At 62.0% G+C, this 23047-nt stretch carries 23 protein-coding genes; 11 read left to right on the plus strand and 12 right to left on the minus strand.

Annotation, left to right across the window (positions count from 1 at the left end):
* The first annotated feature begins 22 nt into the window (after nt 1–22).
* The 4 genes from ACSW29_RS14990 to ACSW29_RS15005 all read left to right on the plus strand — a co-directional run bounded on the left by ACSW29_RS14990 (nt 23) and on the right by ACSW29_RS15005 (nt 4195).
* Complete coding sequence (locus ACSW29_RS14990; RefSeq protein WP_448277595.1) at nt 23–904, plus strand: SDR family oxidoreductase; 882 nt, start codon at nt 23–25, stop codon at nt 902–904.
* Nucleotides 904–2682 carry a DEAD/DEAH box helicase family protein gene (locus ACSW29_RS14995; RefSeq protein ID WP_448277596.1) on the plus strand — a complete coding sequence of 593 codons (1779 nt, stop codon included), beginning with the start codon at nt 904–906 and terminating at the stop codon, nt 2680–2682. Before ACSW29_RS14990 ends, ACSW29_RS14995 begins: the two co-directional genes overlap by 1 nt.
* A gap of 198 nt (nt 2683–2880) precedes the next feature.
* Nucleotides 2881–3357: a nitroreductase/quinone reductase family protein gene (locus ACSW29_RS15000; protein WP_230814369.1), complete on the plus strand. Its 477-nt coding sequence runs from the start codon at nt 2881–2883 to the stop codon at nt 3355–3357.
* Between the two features lie 58 nt (nt 3358–3415).
* Nucleotides 3416–4195, plus strand: coding sequence for a DUF427 domain-containing protein (locus ACSW29_RS15005; RefSeq protein ID WP_448277597.1), 780 nt, complete (start codon nt 3416–3418; stop codon nt 4193–4195).
* Between the two features lie 30 nt (nt 4196–4225).
* Here ACSW29_RS15005 and ACSW29_RS15010 read toward each other — a convergent pair whose 3' ends face one another.
* On the minus strand, nt 4226–5458 hold the full coding sequence (locus tag ACSW29_RS15010) for an MFS transporter (protein WP_317827338.1): 1233 nt from the start codon (nt 5456–5458) through the stop codon (nt 4226–4228).
* Nucleotides 5459–5530: 72 nt separating this feature from the next.
* On the opposite strand from ACSW29_RS15010, the gene ACSW29_RS15015 reads away from it, so the two are divergent.
* The gene (locus tag ACSW29_RS15015) at nt 5531–6406 is read left to right on the plus strand and encodes a LysR family transcriptional regulator (RefSeq protein ID WP_347874407.1); all 876 of its coding nucleotides are present in this window, start codon (nt 5531–5533) and stop codon (nt 6404–6406) included.
* Here the strand turns inward: ACSW29_RS15015 and ACSW29_RS15020 are convergent.
* The 3 genes from ACSW29_RS15020 to cobF form a co-directional block, all read right to left on the minus strand.
* On the minus strand, nt 6399–7265 hold the full coding sequence (locus ACSW29_RS15020; protein WP_448277598.1) for an Fpg/Nei family DNA glycosylase: 867 nt from the start codon (nt 7263–7265) through the stop codon (nt 6399–6401). The genes ACSW29_RS15015 and ACSW29_RS15020 overlap by 8 nt on opposite strands.
* Before the next feature lie 40 nt (nt 7266–7305).
* Nucleotides 7306–7452: a hypothetical protein gene (locus tag ACSW29_RS15025; RefSeq protein ID WP_347874409.1), complete on the minus strand. Its 147-nt coding sequence runs from the start codon at nt 7450–7452 to the stop codon at nt 7306–7308.
* Between the two features lie 147 nt (nt 7453–7599).
* Nucleotides 7600–8340, minus strand: a complete 741-nt coding sequence (gene cobF, locus ACSW29_RS15030; RefSeq protein ID WP_448277599.1) for a precorrin-6A synthase (deacetylating) — start codon at nt 8338–8340, stop codon at nt 7600–7602.
* 86 nt (nt 8341–8426) lie between these two features.
* Between cobF and ACSW29_RS15035 the strand changes: the two genes are divergently transcribed.
* The 5 genes from ACSW29_RS15035 (at nt 8427) to ACSW29_RS15055 (ending at nt 12572) form a co-directional block, all read left to right on the plus strand.
* A complete protein-coding gene (locus ACSW29_RS15035) occupies nt 8427–9227 on the plus strand; it encodes a thymidylate synthase (RefSeq protein ID WP_448277600.1) in 801 nt (266 codons plus the stop codon).
* Nucleotides 9228–9229: 2 nt separating this feature from the next.
* Nucleotides 9230–9721, plus strand: a complete 492-nt coding sequence (locus ACSW29_RS15040) for a dihydrofolate reductase (protein ID WP_230814376.1) — start codon at nt 9230–9232, stop codon at nt 9719–9721.
* Nucleotides 9722–9805: 84 nt separating this feature from the next.
* Complete coding sequence (locus ACSW29_RS15045; protein WP_230814377.1) at nt 9806–10138, plus strand: cupin domain-containing protein; 333 nt, start codon at nt 9806–9808, stop codon at nt 10136–10138.
* Between the two features lie 19 nt (nt 10139–10157).
* Nucleotides 10158–10853, plus strand: a complete 696-nt coding sequence (locus ACSW29_RS15050; protein WP_317827344.1) for a hypothetical protein — start codon at nt 10158–10160, stop codon at nt 10851–10853.
* Between the two features lie 27 nt (nt 10854–10880).
* Complete coding sequence (locus tag ACSW29_RS15055; RefSeq protein ID WP_448277601.1) at nt 10881–12572, plus strand: GAF domain-containing protein; 1692 nt, start codon at nt 10881–10883, stop codon at nt 12570–12572.
* A 2-nt stretch (nt 12573–12574) separates the two neighbouring features.
* On the opposite strand, the gene ACSW29_RS15060 is transcribed toward ACSW29_RS15055, so the two are convergent.
* The 7 genes from ACSW29_RS15060 to cycA form a co-directional block, all read right to left on the minus strand.
* Nucleotides 12575–13213 carry a response regulator gene (locus tag ACSW29_RS15060; RefSeq protein WP_003946380.1) on the minus strand — a complete coding sequence of 213 codons (639 nt, stop codon included), beginning with the start codon at nt 13211–13213 and terminating at the stop codon, nt 12575–12577.
* Between the two features lie 76 nt (nt 13214–13289).
* Nucleotides 13290–14183, minus strand: a complete 894-nt coding sequence (locus ACSW29_RS15065; protein ID WP_230814380.1) for a universal stress protein — start codon at nt 14181–14183, stop codon at nt 13290–13292.
* Nucleotides 14184–14540: 357 nt separating this feature from the next.
* Nucleotides 14541–15581, minus strand: a complete 1041-nt coding sequence (locus ACSW29_RS15070; RefSeq protein WP_230814737.1) for an LLM class F420-dependent oxidoreductase — start codon at nt 15579–15581, stop codon at nt 14541–14543.
* Between the two features lie 175 nt (nt 15582–15756).
* On the minus strand, nt 15757–16650 hold the full coding sequence (locus tag ACSW29_RS15075) for a universal stress protein (RefSeq protein WP_020970378.1): 894 nt from the start codon (nt 16648–16650) through the stop codon (nt 15757–15759).
* Between the two features lie 141 nt (nt 16651–16791).
* Nucleotides 16792–18297: a glutamate-cysteine ligase family protein gene (locus ACSW29_RS15080; protein WP_230814381.1), complete on the minus strand. Its 1506-nt coding sequence runs from the start codon at nt 18295–18297 to the stop codon at nt 16792–16794.
* A 125-nt stretch (nt 18298–18422) separates the two neighbouring features.
* The gene (locus tag ACSW29_RS15085) at nt 18423–19193 is read right to left on the minus strand and encodes a M23 family metallopeptidase (protein ID WP_230814382.1); all 771 of its coding nucleotides are present in this window, start codon (nt 19191–19193) and stop codon (nt 18423–18425) included.
* A 122-nt stretch (nt 19194–19315) separates the two neighbouring features.
* Complete coding sequence (gene cycA / locus ACSW29_RS15090) at nt 19316–20779, minus strand: D-serine/D-alanine/glycine transporter (RefSeq protein WP_230814383.1); 1464 nt, start codon at nt 20777–20779, stop codon at nt 19316–19318.
* Between the two features lie 142 nt (nt 20780–20921).
* Between cycA and ACSW29_RS15095 the strand changes: the two genes are divergently transcribed.
* Nucleotides 20922–21638, plus strand: a complete 717-nt coding sequence (locus ACSW29_RS15095; RefSeq protein WP_448277602.1) for an HAD family hydrolase — start codon at nt 20922–20924, stop codon at nt 21636–21638.
* Nucleotides 21639–21645: 7 nt separating this feature from the next.
* Here the strand turns inward: ACSW29_RS15095 and xylB are convergent, their stop codons facing one another.
* On the minus strand, nt 21646–23043 hold the full coding sequence (gene xylB, locus ACSW29_RS15100) for a xylulokinase (protein WP_448277603.1): 1398 nt from the start codon (nt 23041–23043) through the stop codon (nt 21646–21648).
* Nucleotides 23044–23047 lie beyond the last annotated feature (4 nt).

Raw genomic sequence — 23047 nt, forward strand, 5'->3', positions numbered from 1 at the left:
CACCGACCGAAGGAGGGGCACCATGTCCGTAGATTCACGGTCTGCGAGGATTGCCGTCACCGGCGCTACCGGTCATATCGGCGGCCTGGTGGCCGCGTCGTTGGCCGACGCCGGTGTCCCGCAGCGGCTGATCGCACGTTCGGTCAATCGATTACCGCAGCTCCCCGGTGCCGATTCAGCCGAGACCACGTACGGGGATCAGGAGCGCGCTCTCGCGGCTCTGGCCGGAATCGACACCCTCTTCATGGTGTCGGCGGCCGAAAGCGCAGATCGCCTGGATCAGCACCGCACCTTCATCGACGCCGCAGCGGCGGCCGGGGTCAGGCACATCGTGTACACGTCGTTCCTCGGCGCCGCTCCGGACGCGACGTTCACGCTCGCTCGCGATCACTGGGTCACCGAAGAACACATCCGTGCTTCTGGACTCGCATTCACCTTCCTGCGCGACAGCTTCTACCTCGATTTCCTACCCGCTCTCGCCGGCGAAGACGGTGTGATCCGCGGCCCCGCCGGGAACGGTCTCGTCGGCGCCGTAGCGCGGTCCGACATTGCTGCCGTCGCTGTCTCGGTCCTCAAGGATCTGGATTCCCATCTCGGACAGACGTACAACCTGACCGGACGGGAGGCGCTGACGCTCTCCGAGGCTGCGAGCATCATCACCGAAGTCACCGGCAAGCAGACCACGTACGTCGAGGAAACTGTCGAGGAAGCTTACGAATCACGGGCGTCGTACAACGCACCCGAATGGGAGCTCGATGCTTGGGTGTCGACGTACACCGCAATCGCGCAGGGTGAATTGGCACTGATCACGGGCACTGTCGAAGAACTTGTCGGCCGGCCTCCAGTCACGCTGCGTCAATTCCTCACGGCAGAGACCGACACCACCGAGGTCGAAACCGCCTGATGCCGCCACGCAAAGCAACCACGGCGCGCAAGGCTGCCGCAAAGAAGGCTGCTCCCAAGAGGAGTGCAAGCAAGAAGAGTGCAACCAAGAAGACCTCCGCAACGAAGAGACCTCGCGCTGTGATGCCCGACGTTCCGACAGCCGGTCCGGGCGAACGAGTCTGGCTTCTCGACGTACCCTTTCGGACGCCGGCGCCTGGTGCGCAGTTCGTCAAGAAATGGAAGAGCTACGCGTGGGTGGGTACGGAGTTGCCCGTAGAACTCGCTCCATTCAAGGCACTCCCCTTCTCGTATCAGCAGTGGGTAGAGGACGACATCAATGACAGCACCGGCGAACGTCCCGTTGCTGCACCCAAAATTCCTCGGCCCGAGCAGGTTTCGGGGGCCGACGCCGTCGTCGATGCCGCTCGCGCCGGCAAACGCGGATTTCTGTTGGCAGACAATGCCGGCCTCGGTAAGACACTGATCGCAGTGATGTCGGCCAAGACGATTGCCGAAGAGCGCGGCGAAACCAACATCCTCGTCCTCGTCGATCGACCCGCACAGATCACCATTCCGCATTGGCGCTATTCCATCGCCTCGGTGCGCGACGGTGGATTCCGCTGGCTGATCATGTCGCCTGACCAACTGAAGAAGCTGATCGCGCGAAACGGCCGCCCCAAGTACACGTTCGGTGTGGTGATTGCGGACGAGGCCCAGCTGTACAGCAACGACACACAGCGCACGGCTGCATTCGAGAAAGTTGCGCGCTTTTCGAATGCGCACGACCAGGCGCCGTTCGTCCTGTCCGTGACAGCAACACCGGGACATACGCCGGCAGATCAGCGTTACCTGGCACCGCTTTTTGCGCAGCTGCATTCAGAACCTTCGAAGTACTGGTCCGACCTGGGCGCCAGGCTGGTCGAGTCCGGCCTTCCGCTGGACAAGTCCTATGGGAAGTGGACGTGGAGCACAGAGGCGAAGGAATCACCTGCGCTGCAATCTCGAGCACTCGAGACCGTGCGTGGGTGGATGTCGAACAGTAAACCGCCCTTGATGATTCATCGACCGACGCCGTGGGGACCCGTTCCGCTCGACGGTATGCCGATCGACCTCACCCATGCCCAGCGCGCCGAGTACGAGACGGAGTGGGCCGAGTACGCCTACGAAATGGGATTGGCCCGTAAGAGCCGCAACATCGCGCGCGGCCGTGCGCTGGTTCTCCGCTACCGACAGAAAGCGGGCATGATCCGCGCCGAGTCGACGGCCCAGTGGGCGCAGGCCCAAGTCAAGGCAGGCAAGCAGGTGTTGGTGGCCGTCGAATTCGTCTCCACGGCAGGCGATCCACTGGTCGAAATGATCGAAGCCGCCGGGATCTCGGTGGCAAAACTGTTCGGCGCGGTGCCGGACAAGGAGGGTCAACGTCTGCGGTTTCAACGCGGGGACGCACCGGTCATCGTCTTCAATGTCACGACCTCGATCTCGCTCCATGCCAACGAAGCACTCCCAGACGGCACTCACGCGTCCTCGCTGCCACGGACGGGGATCTTTCACCAACCTCGATACTCGGGAATCGCGGCAGAACAGACATTCGGTCGATCACACCGCGACTACCAAACGTGTCCGTGGGTCATACCCTTCGGAGTGGGCACCAAGGAAGAGGACGTCGCCACGGTCATGTTGCGCAATCTCAATTCGGTCACAGGTCTGAAAGGTGGTGATCGATCCGGTCTGCGGTCGCTGTCCGAACTGCTCGGCGTCGAGTGGCTCGAGCCTGATGTCTTGACCTCGGAGGGTTGATCTTCCAATGACCGCCCAACGCGCACGAACGAACGATTTCGGAGGTTTGCCGAATTCCACTCCACCAAAACCAAATTCGGCTGACCGCTTCGTTCCTTTCAGGACCTTGGCACTCAGGTATCTGTGACCTGACGTGGCAGACTCTTTCGAGTCGAGGTGCACCAGCCTCGAAACAGTGCCGAGAATGCGAGGGGTCCGATGCGCAACATCTACCGGTCATTGATGCGCAATGTCGGCCATACACAATGGTTCTCGGATCTCGGCAAGGATCTGGTTCCGCTCGATCGAGCAGTACAGAGAGTGTCGGGAGGCAAGCTCTCGCTGGTCGGAGAAAACACCGTGACTCAGCTACTGCTCACCACGACAGGCCGTAAGACCGGCCGTTCTCGCATCACGCCACTCCTGTACGCACCCGACGGCGATGCGTTTGTCGTCGTCGGTTCCAACTGGGGGCAGGATACGCATCCGGCGTGGACACTCAATTTGATGGCAAACCCGACCGCAATCGTGACAGTGAAAGGCGTCGAAATACCGGTCGGTGCGAGTCTGGCGGAGGGCGCCACGCGTAAGAAGCTGTGGGAGCTCGCGACCACCACGTGGCCGCCGTACGAAACCTACGCCGATCGAGCATTCGGGCGCCAGATCCGCGTATTTCGACTCCAACCTGTCAAATAACTGCTTGCCAGGCGCAAGATGGGAAGGACCGCCCTGCCGATCTCAGGAGCATTCCCGAATGTCCACAGCACTGACACACGCAGAAGACACACAGATCACAGCTTCCAACGGGCGGATCGCACTGGAGCCGAACCCCCGCCGAGTTCGAGCATTCTTCGCTGGTCACGCCGTCGCGGACACCACTCGTTCGGTATACCTTTTCGAACGCGGCTGCCTGCCGATGTACTACATCCCCCTCGCGGACGTTCGCACCGAATTCCTCGTCCCGACGTCGACGACCACCCATTGCCCATGGAAAGGTGACGCCACCTATTGGACGATCGAGATCGGGGATAGCCGGGCCGAGGACGCCGTCTGGTCCTACCCTGAACAGTTCGACGGTTCCCTGGACTTGAGTGAGTACGTCGCATTCTATTGGGATCGCATGGACGCCTGGTACGAGGAGGATCAACAGGTCTTTGTCCACGCCCGCGATCCATACGTACGTATCGACGCACTCCCCTCGTCCCGCCACATCCAGGTTTTTGTCGGCGACGTACTGGTCGCCGAGACGACACGACCCAGACTGCTGTTCGAAACCGGACTGCCCACGCGGTACTACATTCCGAGAATCGACGTTCGCAGCGAATACTTTGCGCCGTCCCCGACCACCACGGCCTGCCCCTACAAAGGCACTGCGTCGTATCTGTCGTTCACCGGCACAACCGAACTCGCTCCCATCGAGGATCTGGCGTGGTTCTATCCGTTCACTACCGCCGAAGCGTCCGGGATCGACGACCACGTGTCGTTCTATCCCGAACGCGTCGGCAAGATCCTGGTGGACGGTGCCGAAATCTGAAAGGTGCGGTAGCCGAGAAGGTGTGGGTGCCTATCCCACCGCGACAGGGGATTCCGGGATTCGCAGCTCAGCGGTCTCCAGTCGGCGATCGTGCATCCACACCAACACCGTTGCAAGGGAGAGGACCAACCCGGCGATGCATACTCCGTTCCAGCCGTACGACTTCCACACCACAGACCCCACTGCCGAGCCCACAGCAGCACCGACGAAGTAGGTGGTCATGTACACGGAGTTCACACGCGAACGTGCCTCGGGGACAAGGGCGTAGATCACGTTCTGATTGCTGACGTGCACTCCCTGCAGCGCGAGGTCGGCAAGGACGATGGCAACGAGAAACCACACCACGTGGGTGGCACCGGCGACAAAGGGAAGCCACGACACCAAGAGAATCGCGATGGCGCCGCCGGTCGCCACCTGACCCAATCCCCGATCGGCCAGTCTGCCCGCCACCGTCGCCATCGATGCTCCCGCCACACCGAGTAGTCCGACCAAGCCGATTTGAGTGTCGCTGTAGCCGAATTCGTCAGAGAGCAGAAAGGCCATCGTCGTGAAGACGGTGCTGACAGCAGCAAAAGCCAGTCCACCCATGGCCGATCGGGTTCTCAGGCGCGGCAAGTTCGCAGCCAACTTCCCTACCGAAGCAAGCGTGGCGCCGTAACCGGCCTTCGGTCGATCTGCGGAATCGGACGGCAGAGATCGCCACAATGCCACGGCCATCACCACCATCAGCACCGCCGCCGCCTTGTAGACCGTCGACCAACCTCCCAGTCCGGAGAGTACGCCGGCAACGCTGCGCGCCAACAGGATTCCGATCAGCAGTCCACTCATGATCGTGCCGACCACCTGACCGGACCTCTCAGGTTCGGCCAGTGAGGCGGCAAACGGAATCAGAACCTGGGCAGCGACCGAAAAGACTCCAGCGACTGCGATTCCCACTGCCAGCGTGGCAAAGTTCGGCGCAAATCCGCTGACCGCTTGACCGGTCGCCGCCAGCAGCATGAGCCCTACCGTCAGCTTGCGCCGGTCCACCATGTCGCCTACCGGAACCAGAAGTATCAATCCGAGTGCATACGCGACCTGTGCGATGGTCACCGTCGCGGCCGCTGCGGAGGCCGACACATTCAGGTGATCCGAGATGGAATCGAGGAGTGGCTGATTGAAATAGTTACCGCCCGCGCACAGGCCCGTCGCTGCAGCCATCAGCAGCACTATCGGTAGTCCGAGCCTCGGACGCGCGTCGCTTGAGATCATGTCGTCAAGCATGACCGCCCACACCGACGCGCGTCCAATAGATAGATATTCATGATCTATCTCCAGAAACGATAGATTGGTGCAATGGAACTACGTCACATCCGCTACGCCCTGGCAGTCGCGGAAGACAGACACTTCAGCCGAGCAGCCTCGCGGTTGCACGTTTCCCAGTCCGCCTTGAGTGCCCAGATCAGAGACCTCGAAAAGGAACTGGGAGTCGAATTGTTCAACCGGAACAGTCGAAACGTCGGCCTGACTGCTGCCGGCGATGTATTTGTCGCCCGCTCCCGTGAGGTACTCGGCGCCGTGTCGAGACTCGTCAGTGATGTCTCGGCACGGAGCAACGAGCAAGTGCGGTTGACGGTCGGCATCATCACCTCGGCGGGGCGCGTCGACGTAGGCCGCGCGCTGGCAGATCTGACACGCCGCCACCCTGCAATCAACATCACCGCGCGACCGTACGGCAGTGAAGTAGTTATCGAAGGAGTCCGGTCCGGCGCAATCGACGTTGGCATTGTCGGATTGGCCGCAGGTCGCCTACCCAAGAGCTTTGCCGCCGCGCCGTTGTGGAGTGAACCCACCGCAGCGTTTGTCGCTCCCGACCATCCCTTGGCCCAGGCCTCGTCGATCAGGCTCGAAGACCTACGCGATCACACTCTCGTGGACTTCGCCTCCGGCAGCGAGGCCCGTGTCCAGACCGACCAAGCCTTCGCCGAATCACAGGTCCCTCGGGGAAAAACGCTTGAAGCCAACTCGGTAGACCTGATCTGTTCACTGACCGCCAACGGCCTGGGCGTAGGTTTACTCCCCCAGTCCATGAGCGCCCTACACCCCGAATTGGTCTGTATTCCGATCACCGATGCGCCGCATCGGATCGTCCACGCAATTACCGAACCCACCCATTCGTCGGCGCTCGCCCGCGAGTTCGTCGAACTACTCGCGGCGCAGTTCGCTACTTGAGCAGTTTCGACATTCGCCTGTCCGCCAACGGCTTACCACCGGTCTGGCACGTCGCACAGTATTGAAAAGAACGCTCCGCGAACGACACCTCGCGTACGAGGTCACCACACACCGGACAGGGAAGTCCGGTGCGCGCATGTACTCGCATCCCCGAGCGTTTCTCACCTTTGAGTCGCGCCGCGTCCTGGCCCTCCGAACGCTCGATCGCGTCGGCCAGCGTGGATCGCATCACGGCGTACAGGGCCGAAATCTGCTCCGGCGTCAGCCGCGACGAGGTCGCGAAGGGAGATAGTTTCGCGGTGTGGAGGATCTCGTCCGAGTAGGCGTTCCCGATGCCGGCGATCAGCGACTGATCGACTATCGAGTTCTTGATCCGCGCCGACGTCCCGCCCAGAATCTCTGCGAACTCAGCTTCTGTCACAGCCATCGCGTCCGGCCCCAACCGGGCAATGCCAGGAACCTCCTGCGGGTCGTTCACCACCCACACGGCGAGGCGTTTCTTGGTGCCGGCTTCGGTGAGATCGAATGCCGGCGTCAACCCTTCGGGTGTGAAGAAATGGACGCGCAGCGCCAACGGCCCCTTGCCCGGCTTCGGCGGTGTTACCGACGGATTGTCGAGCCATCGCATCCAACCGGCATGCGAGAGATGCGTGACCAACCACAACCCGTCGCAGTCCAGCGCCAGATGCTTTCCGAAGCGGGCGGCGGCCGTCACGTCACGCCCTTGCAAAGCCGTGATCGGCGGATCGAAGGTCTTGAGCACACTCAGTGCGGCGATGTCGACGCGCCCCACCACTGCGCCGACCGCGTGCTGACGAAGGAACCCTGCCAGCGCTTCCACCTCGGGTAGTTCAGGCATGGCAACAGACTAACGCCGACCACGGACACTCACAGTGCGCTCAGTCCGTTTCCGTCTGCAGAACCACCGAGTGCCCACCGCGCGCCTTCGCGGAATACATCGCCCGATCCGCTCGCCGCAGCAGGGTCATCGCGATGACGACCGTCGTCAGGGAACCGATGACCAGCAATCGGACGGCTAGTTCCAATCCTGTCGTGGCGAGATATCGATTGAAATTGTCGTATTGATCAGGACGCCGATACCACTGAACGAGAAGTCGAAAGCCGACTTCACAGCTGATCTTTCACGATCACGTGGCGCGGGCAGGATCGACTGTGCAATCTGTGGCCGGTTTTCAACGCCGAAGGAGGTACGTATCCATGATCCAGCCGTGCTTCTCACGCAGCTCCGCCCGGCGCGCGACGATCCGATCTTCGACGTCGCGCAGTTTGCCGGAAATCAACTCCTCATCCAAGGTTCCGAGGTACGCACCCCACCAGATCTCGGCGTCGTCTTCGGTCACCTGAGTGAACGTGCAATGCGCGTCGAGCATCACGACGGCGTTATCCACTCCGTCAGGTAAGCCCTCGGCCAGTTTGCGGCCGGTCGTGATGTGGAGAGGTTCGCCAATTCGGTTCAGGACGATCCGGTGTTGTGCAGCCAGCGACTGCACGCTCGTGATCCCCGGGATGACGGAGTAGTCGAACGACAGTCTCCCGCGAGCAAGCACGCGCTCGACGATCCGCAGAGTGCTGTCGTAGAGGGAAGGGTCACCCCAGACGAGAATCGCGCCCACTCCGGGCTCGGCAGCGAATTCCGCTTCGAATTTCGCTGCCCGGCGCTCGTGCCAGTCCTCGACGACACCTTCGTAATCGGTCGGGGTTCGGTCCCGCGGTGGGTCCGTGATCTCGACCACCTTGTAGTCGAGGTGAACGTGCTCGTTGAGGATGCCGGTTCGCAGGTCGACCAGAGCCTGCTTCTCGTCACCCTTTCCGATAATGAAGAAGGTATCGGCCCTGTTCATGGCCTTGATCGCCTGAACGGTCACCTGGTCGGGATCACCCGCACCGATACCGATCACCAAGAGTTCGCGCATGCGCCGAGGCTATATTGCTGTGCGCCTTCATTAACCGCCGGAGGTTAATAAAGGCGCACAGCAGGCTAGGCCCTAGACTGATTCCCGTGACTGTCTCCACTGCTTACGAAGACCTCCTCCGGCTCGTCATGGAGACGGGTAGCGCCAAATCCGATCGCACCGGAACCGGCACCCGCAGCATCTTCGGTCACCAGATGCGTTTCGATCTTGCCGACGGCTTTCCGCTCGTCACCACCAAGAAGGTCCACCTCAAGTCGATCGTCAACGAGCTCCTGTGGTTCCTTCGCGGCGACTCCAACGTGGCGTGGCTGCACGAGCACGGCGTCTCCATCTGGGACGAGTGGGCCGACGAGAACGGCGAACTCGGCCCCGTCTACGGCGTCCAGTGGCGTAGCTGGCCCACCCCTTCGGGCGAGCACATCGACCAGATCACGCAGACCGTCGAGACCCTGCGCACGAACCCCGATTCGCGGCGGATCATCGTCTCGGCGTGGAACGTGGCCGACATTCCGCAGATGGCGCTGGCGCCCTGCCACGCTTTCTTCCAGTTCTACGTCGCCGACGGCAAGCTCTCGTGCCAGCTGTACCAGCGCAGCGCCGACATGTTCCTCGGCGTTCCGTTCAACATCGCAAGCTACGCGCTACTCACTCACATGATGGCCCAGCAGGCCGGACTCGACGTCGGTGAGTTCGTCTGGACCGGCGGCGACTGCCACATCTATGACAACCACGTCGATCAGGTTACCGAGCAGCTCGGTCGCGAGCCCCTGCCGTTGCCGACCCTGAAACTGAACAAGCGCGACTCCATCTTCGACTACACCTTCGAGGATGTGGAGATCGTCGACTATCAGTACCACCCCGCGATCAAAGCGCCGGTTGCGGTCTGACGATGACCGATCGCACAGTCACCCTCATCTGGGCACAGGCTCATGACGGCGTCATCGGCGCCGACAACACGATCCCGTGGCGCGTGTCCGAAGACATGGCCTACTTCAAACGCGTAACCATGGGGCATCCGGTGATCATGGGGCGGCGCACCTGGGACTCCATTCCACTGAAGTTCCGGCCGTTCAGCGGGCGCCGGAACATCGTCGTCACCCGCGATCCGGAGTGGCACGCCGAAGGCGCCGAGGTAGTCCACAGCTTGGACGACGCCCTGGCGTTGCCGGACGGCGACGTCTTCGTGGTCGGTGGCGGGCAGATTTATTCGGGTGCACTGCCATTCGCGACGCATCTACTCGTGACCGAGATCGACCTCGACATCGCTGGTGATGCCTTTGCTCCCGAGATCGGCTCCGAATGGAACCTGAAGTCCGACGAGCCCTGGCAGACCTCGGAGAAGAGCGGGCTGCGCTTCCGCTGGCTGGAATACACTCGCTGATCGACTTCCGCCGATAACGAGGCACCTTGCGAGTGAGTCGGTCATACTCCAAGAACGACATTCACCGCTTTCGAGAGGTCTTCGATGGACAAGAAGTCACTGACCGCTCTCGCTCGCCAACAGTTGAAACTGGCGGGCTCGGCGACCAGCGGTCGCAGTTCACAAACCGTCTACGGCGGCCACCAGCGCAGCCTGCGGCAGACGGTGATCGCGCTGAGCGCCGGCAAGAGCCTCGCCGAACACGACAGTCCGGGCGAAGCCACGCTGTTGGTCCTGAGCGGGAAGCTGAATCTTGTGTGTGGGAGCGACCAGTGGAAAGGATCCACCGGTGATTTCCTCGCCGTTCCGGCCGACCGGCACAGTGTCGAAGCGCTCGAAGACGTCGCATTTCTGCTGACCGTCGCCATGAAGGGCTGAAGTCGGTAGCGTCTTCCGGATGAGCGAAACCGTGATCGAGGTGTCGATCGTCGCAGCCCCGTCCGTACTCTGGCCCGCGTTGCGTGATCCGTCGCTGATTCGTCGTTGGTTCGGCTGGGAGTACGACGGACTCGACGACGAAATCACCCAGATCTACTCCACCGCTGAGGCCGACCCTGAAGCGTTGACGCTGAGACTCGGAAACGGTGATCATTTCTCTCTCTTCGAACAAGACGGCAAGACGGTCGTCCGCATCGATCGGCCGGCAAAGTCGGCGGAAGACAACTGGTACGACGACATCACCGAAGGATGGACGACGTTCCTCCAGCTGCTCAGATTCGCTGTGGAGCACCACGGGCTGGCCGAGCGAAGAACCATTTATCTCGACGGTCTTCTGCTCCCCGGCGAGAACGTGGCGACTGTCCTCGGGATCACCGAAATCGACCTGGCAGAGGGAAGTCGGTACGCGGCGACGATCGCTCCCGGCGACTACTTCGAGGGCGTCGTCGACTTCGTCACCGACCACCAATTCGGCTTGACAGTCGAAGATCTCGGCCCTGGCCTGCTGTCCGTCGCCTCGCAGTCCGTGACTGCCCAGCGACCCGATGGAGGTATGTCGATCCTGCTGACCACCTACAACCTGAGCGATGACGAGTTCGACGAAATCAAGCATCACTGGTCTTCGTGGTGGGAAGGTCGCCGTCAAGAGGGCTGACGTTCCGCGAGGCGATATGCTTCGACCATGGTCGAAGCTTCGGGTCACTGTCCGGCACGCACGTTCGGCGAGTTGCTCGACCGCCTGGGCGATTCCAACGCAGACGTCCCCACGCTCCACCGTCTGCTGGAGGCGGTCCTGGTCGTCGGTTCAGGCCTTGATCTCGACCTGACACTTCAACGGATCATTACTTCTGCGACAACGGTTCTGGATTGCCGCTACGGCGCCCTGGGGGTTGCGGCGCCAGGGGGCGGGCTCTCGGAATTCGTCTACGAAGGAATCCCCGGGTCCCAACGCGCGATCATGGGACATTTTCCCGAAGGGCATGGCGTTCTGGGTGTTCTGATGAATCATCCGCAGACTTTGCGCGTGGCGCATCTCGGCGACCATCCCGAATCGGTCGGATTCCCCGCAAATCATCCACCGATGGAGAGCTTCCTCGGAGCGCCGATCATGATGCGAGGAAAGGTGTTCGGCAGCATCTATCTGACCGAGAAGCGAGGAAAAGCCGAGTTCACCCAGGAAGACGAGGTCATTCTGGAGGCTCTCGCCATCGCAGCCGGTATCGCTGTGGAGAACGCCCGGCTGTTCGAGCAGTCTAGGACTCGTGAAAGATGGCTCACCGCAACATCTGCCATTCGCTCGCGGCTGCTGGCCGGTGACTCGCTCGAGGACGGCTTGCAACTTCTGGCCAGCCGCGTTCGGGATTTGACCGGGGTCGAGGACGTGATCGTGGTGATCTGCGAGAACGGGTATGCCCAGGTCCATGCCGCGGCCAGCGCCCGAACCACTTCTCGTGGGGTCAGAATTCCAGCGACGACCTATCCGTTCGACGTCGTGCGAAGTACGCGAAAGCTACAGGTGCTCACCACCTTAGGTGCGCTCACAGCGCTGGTGCCGTCGGCCGGTAGTGCGGTCGTTGCACCGATGTGCGTCGCCTCGGGTGTAGTCGGCGCGATCATCGTGGCGTCGAATTCCACCAACACGCACTGGGACCACGACGAACTGACCCGGATCGAGTCGATGGCCGAACTCGGCTCCGTTGCAATCGAGTTCGACGAGAAACAGAAGGCGCAACGCCTGTTGTCGGTTCTCGCGGACCGCGACCGCATCGCACGCGACCTGCACGACAACGTCATCCAGCGACTGTTCGCGAGTGGCATGAGCCTGCAGAGCACGCTTCCGGACGAGACCCTCCCCGAGTCGGCGCGCGCAATTGTCAAACGATCGCTCGAACAATTGGACAAGACCGTCCGCGAGATCCGGACTACCATCTTCGATCTGCAGACTCCCACGGCCACCGATTCGTCGAGCCTGCGCCGACGCCTCCTCGACGTCATCGGCGACGCCACCGCACAATCCACCGTAACCCCCAGCGTCCAATTCTCCGGCGCCATCGACACTCTCGTGAATCCCGGCATCCACCAGCACGCCGAAGCTGTACTGCGAGAAGGACTGAGCAACGTCCTTCGGCATGCACAAGCACACCACATCACCATCGCAGTCACCGCGGATGTCGAATTCGCGATCACAATCGAGGACGACGGCGTCGGACTCCCCTCCGACTTCCACAAGAGTGGGCTTCACAATCTCGAGCGCCGTGCCGAACACTGCGGCGGTACATGCACAATCGTCAACCACGATCCGAGCGGTGCACGTCTGCTCTGGCGAGTGCCGCTCGGCCGCACCAACTCGAATCGACCGAAGTCCGGTCGGTAGACCTATCGACTGCCGCTGCGGATTTCGGTGGCCAGCACTGCAGCCTGAGTACGACGCTGCATGCCCAGCTTCGACAGCAGACGCGTCACGTAGTTCTTGACCGTCTTCTCCGCGAGGAACAATCGCGCGCCGATCTCCCGGTTGGTGAGTCCCTCTCCGATGAGGTCGAAGACTGCTCGTTCCTGATCGGATAGCTCGGCCAACGGATCAGCTGTGCGGTCGCTACGGATCCGCTGCATCAGCGCCTCCGTCGCCCGACTGTCGAGCAGTGAACCGCCGCGCCCGACTGTGCGGACCGCAGCGACCAGATCGGTTCCCAGAATCTGTTTGAGTACGAACCCCGAAGCGCCCGCCATGATCGCGTCGAGCAACGCCTCGTCGTCGGCGTAGGAGGTGAGCATCAGGCAGCGCAGGTCGGGAAGCATGGAGCGCAGTTCGCGGCACAGTTCGACGCCGTTGCCGTCAGGCAGCCGTACGTCCAGAACCGCGACGTCGGCATTACTCTGCGGTACCGCAGCCAATGCTTCTCCCACGGATGCGGCTTCGCCCACCACCACGAAGTCTTCGACCCCGCCGAGTAGGTCGAACAAGCCGCGTCTGACGATCTCGTGATCGTCGACCAGGAATATCCGCGTTGTCATCGAACCCCTCCAAAAGACATCTCGAGTCGAACGGTACCGGAGATGGTGGACTCAGAACTCATTGAATGCATTCTCTTCACTTGTTGACGTGCCGGACTATGAGAACCGGGCAATCCGCAGTGTGCAGGAGCGCCCGACTGGTCGATCCGAGGAGCATTCCCGCGAATCCGCCGCGCCCACGGCTGCCGACGACTATCAATTGCGCCGTCTCCGCGTATTCGCTCAGAACTCGCACCGGACGGTCACGCGCGACGACCCTCTCGACGACGACGTCCGGGTAGCGTTCGGTGAATCCGGCCAATTGCTCGGCGAGGACAACTTCCTCGCCTGTCTGGATACTGCTCCACAGTGGGTCCTCCGGGGTGGCGCCCAGCGAGGGCTGCACACTCACGTCGCTCCACACGTTGACCGCAATCAAGGTGGCACCCCTCGCGGAAGCCTGCTCGAAAGCATGCTCGACTGCCTCGATGCTGCTCTCGGATCCATCGACGCCGACGACGACGGGGCCTTCGGTCGGCGGTCGCCCGTCGAGGGTCCGCCCTCTGACAACTGCAACCGGTGATTCGCCGTGCGAGACCACGGACACCGTCGCGGAACCGACGACCAGTCCGGTGAGTTCACCGTGTCCGCGGGGTCCGAGCGCAATGATGTACGCACTCTTGGACAATTCGATCAGCCGATCGGAGACACTGCCATCGAGAAGTTCGGTGACGATCTCGATGTCGTCGTCGATGCTCTGGCGCGCGAGGATCTGTGCGCTGTCCAGACGAGCGGTGGCAGTGCGGCGCAGTTCGTCCTTGAAGCTCTCGGCGAGGTACGGCTCGGAGTAGTAGAAGGCGGGGATGTGCACCACCGTCGCGATGTGGAGAGGACGACCGAGCGCCACTGCCGTTCGAGCCGCCCAGACGACAGCCGACGACGCTGATTCCGAACCGTCCACTGCTACGACGACGGGTTTGGTTGCACTCATGTTCGTCCCTCCACAATCGGCCACAGAATCTCTTCGCCCCACACTATTGCCCAACGGCGGCAAAAAGGATTCATCGGCCGACGCGAGTCCCGAATCGGACATTCGACCTTGGGTGGGCTGCGGCAACGGCCCCGCCAACATCCCGAACGGGCGTCAACGAGGCCACCGGTGCCGGACCCGCACGCGAACCCTGGCTACCCAATCCACGTTAGGTGAAGAAGCCGACCGCTCAGAAGTGCAGAAAGTCCTGTCAACAAGCGGCCAAAATCAGGTTTCGTGCGCAAGAGATCCCAAATCGACCACCTCTGCTGTGCGCCTCTATCAACCGCGGGCGATTAACAAAGGCGCACAGTAGGGTCAGTCACAAATCTTGCGGAACTTCTCGATCAGCTGGACACGGCCGTTGCGATCGGCAGCCAACGGCGTGACGTTGAGCGTCGTGACACCCGCTTCGGCGAAAGCTGCGACGCGTTCCCGGACGTAGCTCTCGGGGCCGATCAACGACACGGCACGAACCAGCTCGTCGGGGACTGCTGCTGCGGCTTCGTCCTTCTTGCCCGCGAGGTAGAGATCCTGGATCTTCTCGGCGGCCTCTTCGTAGCCGTAGCGCACCGCGAGATCGTTGTAGAAGTTCTTGCCCTTGGCGCCCATGCCGCCGATGTAGAGCGCAAGGCTCGGGCGTACCCAGTCGAGCATGTGGTCGACGTCGTCACCGATGGCGAGCGCCGGCGACGCGTACACCTGAAGCTCGCCGAGGCTCGGATCGCGCTTGGCCTTGCCCTTGGCGATCGGCTCGCCCCACACGCTGGCTGCCTTCTCCGGATGGAAGAAGATCGGCTCCCAGCCTTCGGCGATCTCCGCCGTCAGCTCGACGTTCTTGGGGCCGAGCGACGCGATCAGGATCGGGATGCGCTCACGCACAGGATGATTGATCAGCTTGAGCGGCTTACCCAGTCCGGTGCCCTTCTCGGCGGGGAGCGGAACCTGGTAATACTTGCCCTGGTATTCGACCTTCTCGCGGCGCCACACCTTACGGCAGATCTCGACGACCTCACGGGTGCGCCCCAGCGGAGCGTCGTACTTGACGCCGTGGAATCCCTCGATCACCTGCGGCCCGGAAGCACCGAGGCCCATCACGAAGCGACCGTTGGAGACGAAGTCCAGGCCCGCTGCCGTCATCGCGGTCAACGAGGGCGTACGGGTGTAGATCTGGAAGATTCCCGAAGCGAGTTCGATGGTCGACGTCTTGGCCGCCAGGTAGCCGAGCTGGCTGACGGCATCGAAGGAATACGCTTCCGGGACAAAAGCGATGTCCAGGCCCGCCTTCTCCAGGTCACCGACCTCTTCGACGGTTTCGGCGAACCCGCCGCTGTAGTTCAAACCCATACCGATACGCACGTTGTAACCCCAATCCTGACGATTGCTGCCGCGTGCGACGCGCACACGGCAGTGGTACTCCCATCGAACACTTACTCACATCGAACACTACGGAACCTGAGTCTGCATTCATGTGACTACCCCGTTCATATTCGATGACCGAAATGAACGGGGTAGCGGGAGCGTCTGAAGAGGGTCAGGATTCTTCGGGGCGCACCACCATGACGGGGCACTTGGCCGAAGCGATCAGGGTGTTGCTGGTCGAGCCGAGCAGCATGCCGCGGAATCCACCGCGGCCACGGCTTCCGACGACCACGAGCTGCGCTTTTGCCGACCAGTCCAGCAACCGTCCACGTGGGTTGTCGAGGTAGACCTCACGCCGGACCTTCACGTCCGGGTATTGCTCGGACCAACCCGCCAAGCTCTCGCTGAGAACTGCGTGCTCTTCTTCCTCGAGAGACTGCGGTGCAAGTGCAGCGGCCCTCGGATCTTCGAATGCCGCGCTCCCGAGGTCACTCCACACGTGCAGCGCCACCAACTCTGCGCCGCGGAATGCCGCTTCTTCGAATGCGGCACCCACGGCCTGCGCGCTGAGCGCGCTGCCGTCGACGCCGACCACGACCGGCCCCTCCGAGGGCACCGCGCCGTCGCGGTCTCGGACGACGATCACCGGGCACTTGCCGTGACTGGCCACCCCGACCGCGGTATTGCCGAGTACTGCCGTTGCCGCTTTGCCTGATGCAGAAGCTCCGACAACTACGCGCCTCGCCTGTGCCGAACTCTCGATCAACCACTGAGTTGCACTGCCGATGGCGATTTCGGTGTGAACCTCGAGTTTCGGATCGATCTCACGGGCGAACTGTTCCGCCTCTGCCAAGATCGCTTTTCCGGCCTCCTCGACCCATTCGTACACCCCACCCGCGTCGACGTACGGCCCACCGAAACCGTACGGCGCGAAGTCGAGAGCGTGGATGATGTCGAGTCGCAATTCGCGCTGGGCGGCGATTTTCGCGGCTTCGCGGAGCGCGGTGGACGCAGTGTCCGAACCCTCGACTCCGACAACAACACTGTTATGTTCGCGTGAACTCATGTGCCCACCTTCCTGAAGAAGTAACCGAGCCACTTTCACTCTAACCATCCCACTTGTCCGGCTTTTTTGGGGTCGCCCCCTCTCGATTTCGGGGACTTAAGTCCCCGAAACTGTTGACGGATAGGAGAATTAGCAGAGCAATCAGGACCAGGTGTGAACAGGATCTCCCGTGCGCATGTTCTCCACGTAACCGCGGAGCATTCCGGTGAGCGCAGTCGAGCGGTCCGCGCCCGAGGCCTCCGCCCGCGCAACGTGCTCTCGCTGCCAGGCCGCACCGGTCTGCCTATTCATGCACCGCCCCTCGATGACGCCGAGGTACCGATCGCGGGCGGCGGCGGACAATCCGAAGTCCGCCAAGCCCTCGTGCGCCAACGGCAGCAACCTTCGCAATATCAACTCGTCGGCGCCGACCCAGCCGATCTCCGGCCAGTACAGGGTCGCATCCAGTCCGTATTTGGCGCCGATGTGCAAGTTCTCTTCCGCCGCCTGAAAGGACATGTGCGACCACAGTGACCGCTCCGCGTTAACCAATGCCCGAACGGTTCCGTAGTAGAAGGCTGCATTGGCCATGATGTCGACGACGGTCGGTCCGGCCGGCAGTACGCGATTCTCGATACGCAAGTGCGGCTTGCCATCCGAGCAGTCGTACACCGGTCGATTCCACCGGTAGACCGTGCCGTTGTGCATCTGAAGCTCGCTCAACTCCGGAATCCCGCCCGCCGCCAGCACTTCCAGTGGATCGGTGTCCGACACATCAGGCAGCAGGGCCGGGAAATACCGCGAGTTCTCCTCGAACAGGTCGAGCACCGAGTGGATCCACCGCTCACCGAACCACACCCGCGGACGCACACCTTGGTTCTTGAGCTCGAAAGTTCGGGTGTCCGTGGCCTGTTCGAAGATCGGAATGCGTGATTCGTGCCAGAGTGCCTTGCCCGCCAGGAAAGGAGAATTGGCGGCCAACGCCACTTGCACTCCGGCCAGACACTGAGCGGCATTCCAGTGCGCGGCAAATTCTTCCGGCGCCACCCGCAGATGCAACTGCATGGACGTACACGCCGCCTCCGGCACCACCGAATTGGTATCGGCCCGAAGAAGTTCCACGTCGCCGCCAGGTAGCGCGACACCTTCGACGTCGAGTTCGATGTCCTCTCCTCGCGCGGCAAAAATCTGCTCGTTGAGCAATTCGTAGCGCGGGTTGGCCGTGATCCACTCTCGATCGAGATGCTCGAGCTGCAATGTCGGCAGCATCCCGATCATCACCATCTCAGCGTCGTGCGCATGGATTCGTGCGTCTGCGACGTCGAGGGACGCCCGCAGTTTCTTTTCCAATTCGAAAGTCGCGTCACCGGTGAGAGGGCCGGGTTCGACGTTCATCTCGACGTTGAACTGTCCGAGTTCGGTTTGGAAAACCGCAGCGTCGTCTATGGATTCGAGTACTTCACGATTCGACATCGCAGGAGCCATGTCCCCGTTCACCAGGTTGAATTCGATCTCCATACCCAGCAGCGGCGCGGGCCTGTCGACGGCGTCCCGAAAGTCACCACCGTCGAGCATCTGCTTCATGGCGTCGACGCACGAGCGCACCTTCTTACGAAAGAGCCTGCGGTCGGCTCTGGTGAATTCTCTTGCCGTGACCTCTGCACCCATCGCGCGTTCCCCCTTCGACGATCAACGTCACTGAAGGCTATCCGGCCGGGGTCACCGACAAACGGGAACTGCGGTGGCACCAGGAAGAATTTCCCGGTACCACCGCAGTTCTGCAAGAAGTTTTCTTACGAGTTGTCTACCCAGGTGACCGCCACGCCGCGGGCCTGCAGCCACGCTGCCGGATCGACCTTTGCGCCGTTCTCGGCGACCTCGAAGTGCAGGTGGGGGCCGGTGGACTGGCCACGGTTACCCACGGTGGCGATCTGCTGGCCGGCGTTGACTCGCTGACCGACGTTGACCTGGTAGTCGTTGACGTGGCCGTACGTGGTGACGGTGCCGTCGTCGTGCTGGACACGGACCCACAGGCCGAAACCTGACGCCGGGCCGGCGTCGATGACCTGGCCGTCGGCTGCAGCCAGGATCGGCGTACCGATCGGGGCTGCGATGTCGAGACCGCCGTGGTGTGCTCCCCAGCGCGAACCGAAGGTGGAGGTCAGCGTTCCGGACACCGGCTGCACCGTGCGAGCCGACGGGCCGGGATTGATACTGCCGAGGAACTGCTGTGCCTGCGTGTTGAGGTCAGCTGCAAAATCGGGAAGCTCAGGAATGTCGAGAGCGGGAAGAGCTGCCAATTCAGCCGGAACGACAGCGCCCTCGGGAAGCAGACCCTGCGGGATTTCGAAGCCCGCGATGGTCTGTGTTGCCGGCGCCGCAGCAGCAGTTCCTGCACCCATCTGGCCTGCCCCGACGAGGAGTGCACCGGTAGCCGCAGCTACGACGCCTGCCTTGACACCGGCACCAGGGCCAGACGACGCGGTGCGGTGGCGGCCGCTTGCTGCCTCGGGATCGATCTCGAAGACAACATCGTCATTGCCCGTGCGGTGGTGGTTTCCCACAGTGTGTACTCCGTCAGTCGTCGGCGTGCAGCGTCCTTCTGATGAAGCCCGCTCCTCTGTCTGCCGAAGAATGTAACAGTTTGATCAAGGCAGCCGCCACCGTTACCCGATCTTGACCAAAACTATTTCTCGCCGTTCTGTCGGCTGGCGTCCAGTTCTGACTTGAATGCGTCGTATCGTGCCCGGTGAGCGGGTCGGCGCCGGATGATCGCCCACGCGATACCCAAAACGACAAACCAGATCGGAGTGACGACAAGTGCCTGCAGGGTGTCGTCCTTGGTTGTCAGCGCCCAGAGGATGAAGACGAAGAACGCGAGCACGACCCAGCACATCACGATGCCGCCGGGCATCTTGAACTTCGACGCCTCGTGCAGGTGCGGACGACGCTTCCGATACACCATGTAGCTCGCCAAAATGATCGTCCACACGAACATGAACAGCAGCGCCGAGATGGTCGTGACGACGGTGAAGGCCTCGATCACGGAATCGCCCGAGAACAGCAGGATCAGCGACGCCAGCAGGAAGATGCAGGAGAACATCAGGGCGTTCGCGGGGACCTTGCGCGAGTTCAGCTTGCCGAGTGCCCGCGGTGCGTCGCCCTCCTGCGCAAGGCCGAACACCATGCGCGAGGTGGAGTAGATACCCGAGTTGGCCGAAGACGCAGCGGAGGTCAGCACGACGAAGTTGATGACAGATGCAGCGATGCCGAGGCCGGCGAGTGTGAACATGGCGACGAACGGACTCTTGTCTGCGCTGATTTCACGCCACGGTGTCACCGCGATGATCACGGTCAGCGCAATGACGTAGAACAGCAGCACACGAATGGGGATGGAGTTGATGGCCTTCGGCAGGTTCTTCTCCGGGTCCTTCGCCTCGGCTGCTGTCGTGCCGACCAGTTCGATACCCACGAATGCGAACACCGCGATCTGGAAGCCGGCCACGAAGCCCATGAATCCGGTCGGGAACATGCCGCCGTCGTTCCAGAGATTGTCGATACCGGAGGTGGCACCGTTCGGCGCCGTGAACCCGGAGACGACCATGACGATGCCGACGATGATCAGACTGACGATGGCGATGATCTTGATCAGCGCGAACCAGAACTCGGTTTCACCGAAGGCCTTCACGGTCGGCAAGTTCAAGAGGAGTAGTGCCGCGATCGTCAGCAAAGCGGGAATCCACGCCGCGAGACCTGGCCACCAGTATTTGAAGTAGCCGGAAATCGCGATGACGTCAGCGATGCCGGTGACGATCCAACAGAACCAGTACGTCCAGCCGGTGAAGAATCCTGCCCAGGGGCCCAGCAGATCAGCGGCGAAGTCCGAGAACGACTTGTACGCCATGTTCGAGAGCAGTAACTCCCCCATCGCACGCATGACGAAGAAGAGCATGAAGCCGATGATCATGTATACGAAGATCACGGAAGGCCCGGCGAGAGAGATCGTCTTGCCCGATCCCATGAAGAGTCCGGTACCGATGGCCCCACCGATGGCGATCAGCTGGATATGCCGGTTGGACAGCTGACGTGAGAGGTGGGGGTCTTCGCCGGACGGCTTCGTCAAATCTGGTGTATTCGCGTGGTCGGACACGGAGGATCCCCCTCGTCGTTCGGTTCATCCGGAGCGTCGAAAACACGCCCGTCGGGGGAACCTCGGAAAATGTGCCCTCTCAAAGTACGCGTGCACTGGCTCACATCACGCATCGGAAAGCGGACGCCGATAACCTGTCGAGGTGAACACTGACAGCACGGCCCATCAAGACGGACATATCGCCGCGACGCTGTTCGATTTCTCCGGAACCCTCTTCCGTTTGGAAGAGAGCGACGATTGGAACGGGCACCTCATCGATCACCAAGGTGACCCGCTCGACGTGCATGCTCAAGCCGAGCTGATGCGCCGGATGACCGCGCCGGTGGGTAGAACCGTCGAGATGGACGAAGCCGGGATCTATGCGTGGGAGAACCGCGACCGGGATCCGAAGTTGCATCGTCAGGCTTACCTCGACGTGTTGAGCAAGTCCGGAGTGCCCGATCCGGTTCGCGCCGAGGCTTTCTACGCCCTGCTGGTGGATCCGGACCAGTGGTCGCCGTACCCGGATACCGGCGAGGTCCTGAAGTCATTGTCGGAGAAGGGTATACGAACCGCAGTCCTGAGCAACATCGCCTTCGACATCCGACCGGCGTTCGTCGACCGAGGCTGGGATGTCTGGGTCGACGAGTTCGTCCTCTCGTTCGAGGTGGGTGCCGTCAAGCCGGAACCCGCAATCTTCGAATACGCCCTGGCACAACTCGATGTGGATGCGGCACAGACATTGATGGTCGGCGACAGCGACGTGGCCGACGGCGCTGCCCGAGACGTCGGTTGCCAGTTCGCACTCGTCGATCCCCTGCCGACGACCGAACGTCCGCACGCGCTACTCGACGCAGTCCGAAAGTTCGGCCTTCTGTAGGGAGCGCTCAAACGCCTTCGGTGAGTTCGCGCAACGACGCGTAGCGCTCGCGCACGTGGGGAGCTGGTTCGGCGTCGAATCGTCGCTCTTCCGGTTTCGGCCACACCGGCGGCTGTGCGTCCCCGGACAGTGCCCATGCTGCTTGCCTGCAGGCCCCCTCGGCGACGTACTCACCCGGAGCAGGGATCACGACCGGCACCCCGAGAACTGCCGGCGCTATCTCACAGAGAGCACGAGACTTCGCTCCGCCTCCCACGAGGAGAACTCGCTTCACCTCGACACCCTGACGAACCAGATCGTCGACGCCATCGGCCAAGCCGCACAGGAGACCTTCGACTGCGGCTCGTGCAAAGTGCGCAGGCGTCGAGTTCTGCAAACGGAAACCGTGCATGGCTCCCGTGGCATCGGGCCGGTTGGGCGTCCGTTCACCCTCGAAGTACGGAATCATGACCAGACCGTCGTTTCCGAGGGGCGCGGTCAGCGCCAACCTGGACAGCTCGGCGTGATCGACGCCGAGAACGGATGCCGTCGCATCGAGGATGCGGGCGCCGTTGAGAGTGCACACCAACGGCAGGTGCAGTCCGGTTGCGTCTGCGAATCCTGCCACGTTTCCACTGGGATCGTTTGTGGGCGTGACTGATACAGCCGACACGACGCCGGAAGTTCCGATCGAGATGATCACGTCACCGGGGACTGCGCCCAAACCCAGTGCGGCTGCGGCATTGTCACCCGTACCCGGTCCGATGATTCCCCCGGAGTGAGTACTTCCGATCTTTTCGTTCGGCGCTGCAACTCGGGGAACCTGTGGGATTCGATCACGAAATGCCAACGCCAACATATTGGTACGGTATTCGCGCGTCGAGGCAGCGTAATAGCCGGTTCCACTGGCGTCGCCCGCATCTGTCGCAAGTTCCTTCAACGAACCTGACCCGCCCAATTTCCAGGACAGCCAGTCGTGCGGAAGACACACTGCGGCAGTGCGATCGGCGTTGGCCGGTTCGTGATCTGCCAGCCATCGAAGCTTGCTTGCCGTGACCGCGGCGACCGGAACGACTCCGACGGCGTCGGCCCATTCCTTCGATCCGCCGAGTTCGTCGACCAGATCGGACGCAGCCTTCGCCGAACGAGTGTCGTTCCACAGCAACGCCGGCCTGACGACCTCGCCGCCGTTGTCCAGACACACCATGCCGTGCTGTTGAGCTCCGACGGAAACGGCTGCAACGTCGTCCAGCCCACCCGCCGCGGCGATTGCACTGTCCATCGCCTCGAGCCAGCGTGCCGGATCGATCTCGGTACCGACTGGATGAGCCGCTCGCCCTTCTCGTACCAGTTCGCCCGAATCGGCGTCACGGACAATGACTTTGCACGACTGGGTAGACGAATCGATACCGGCAACGAGCGTCACACTG

The organism is Rhodococcus sp. GB-02 (assembly GCF_053470465.1).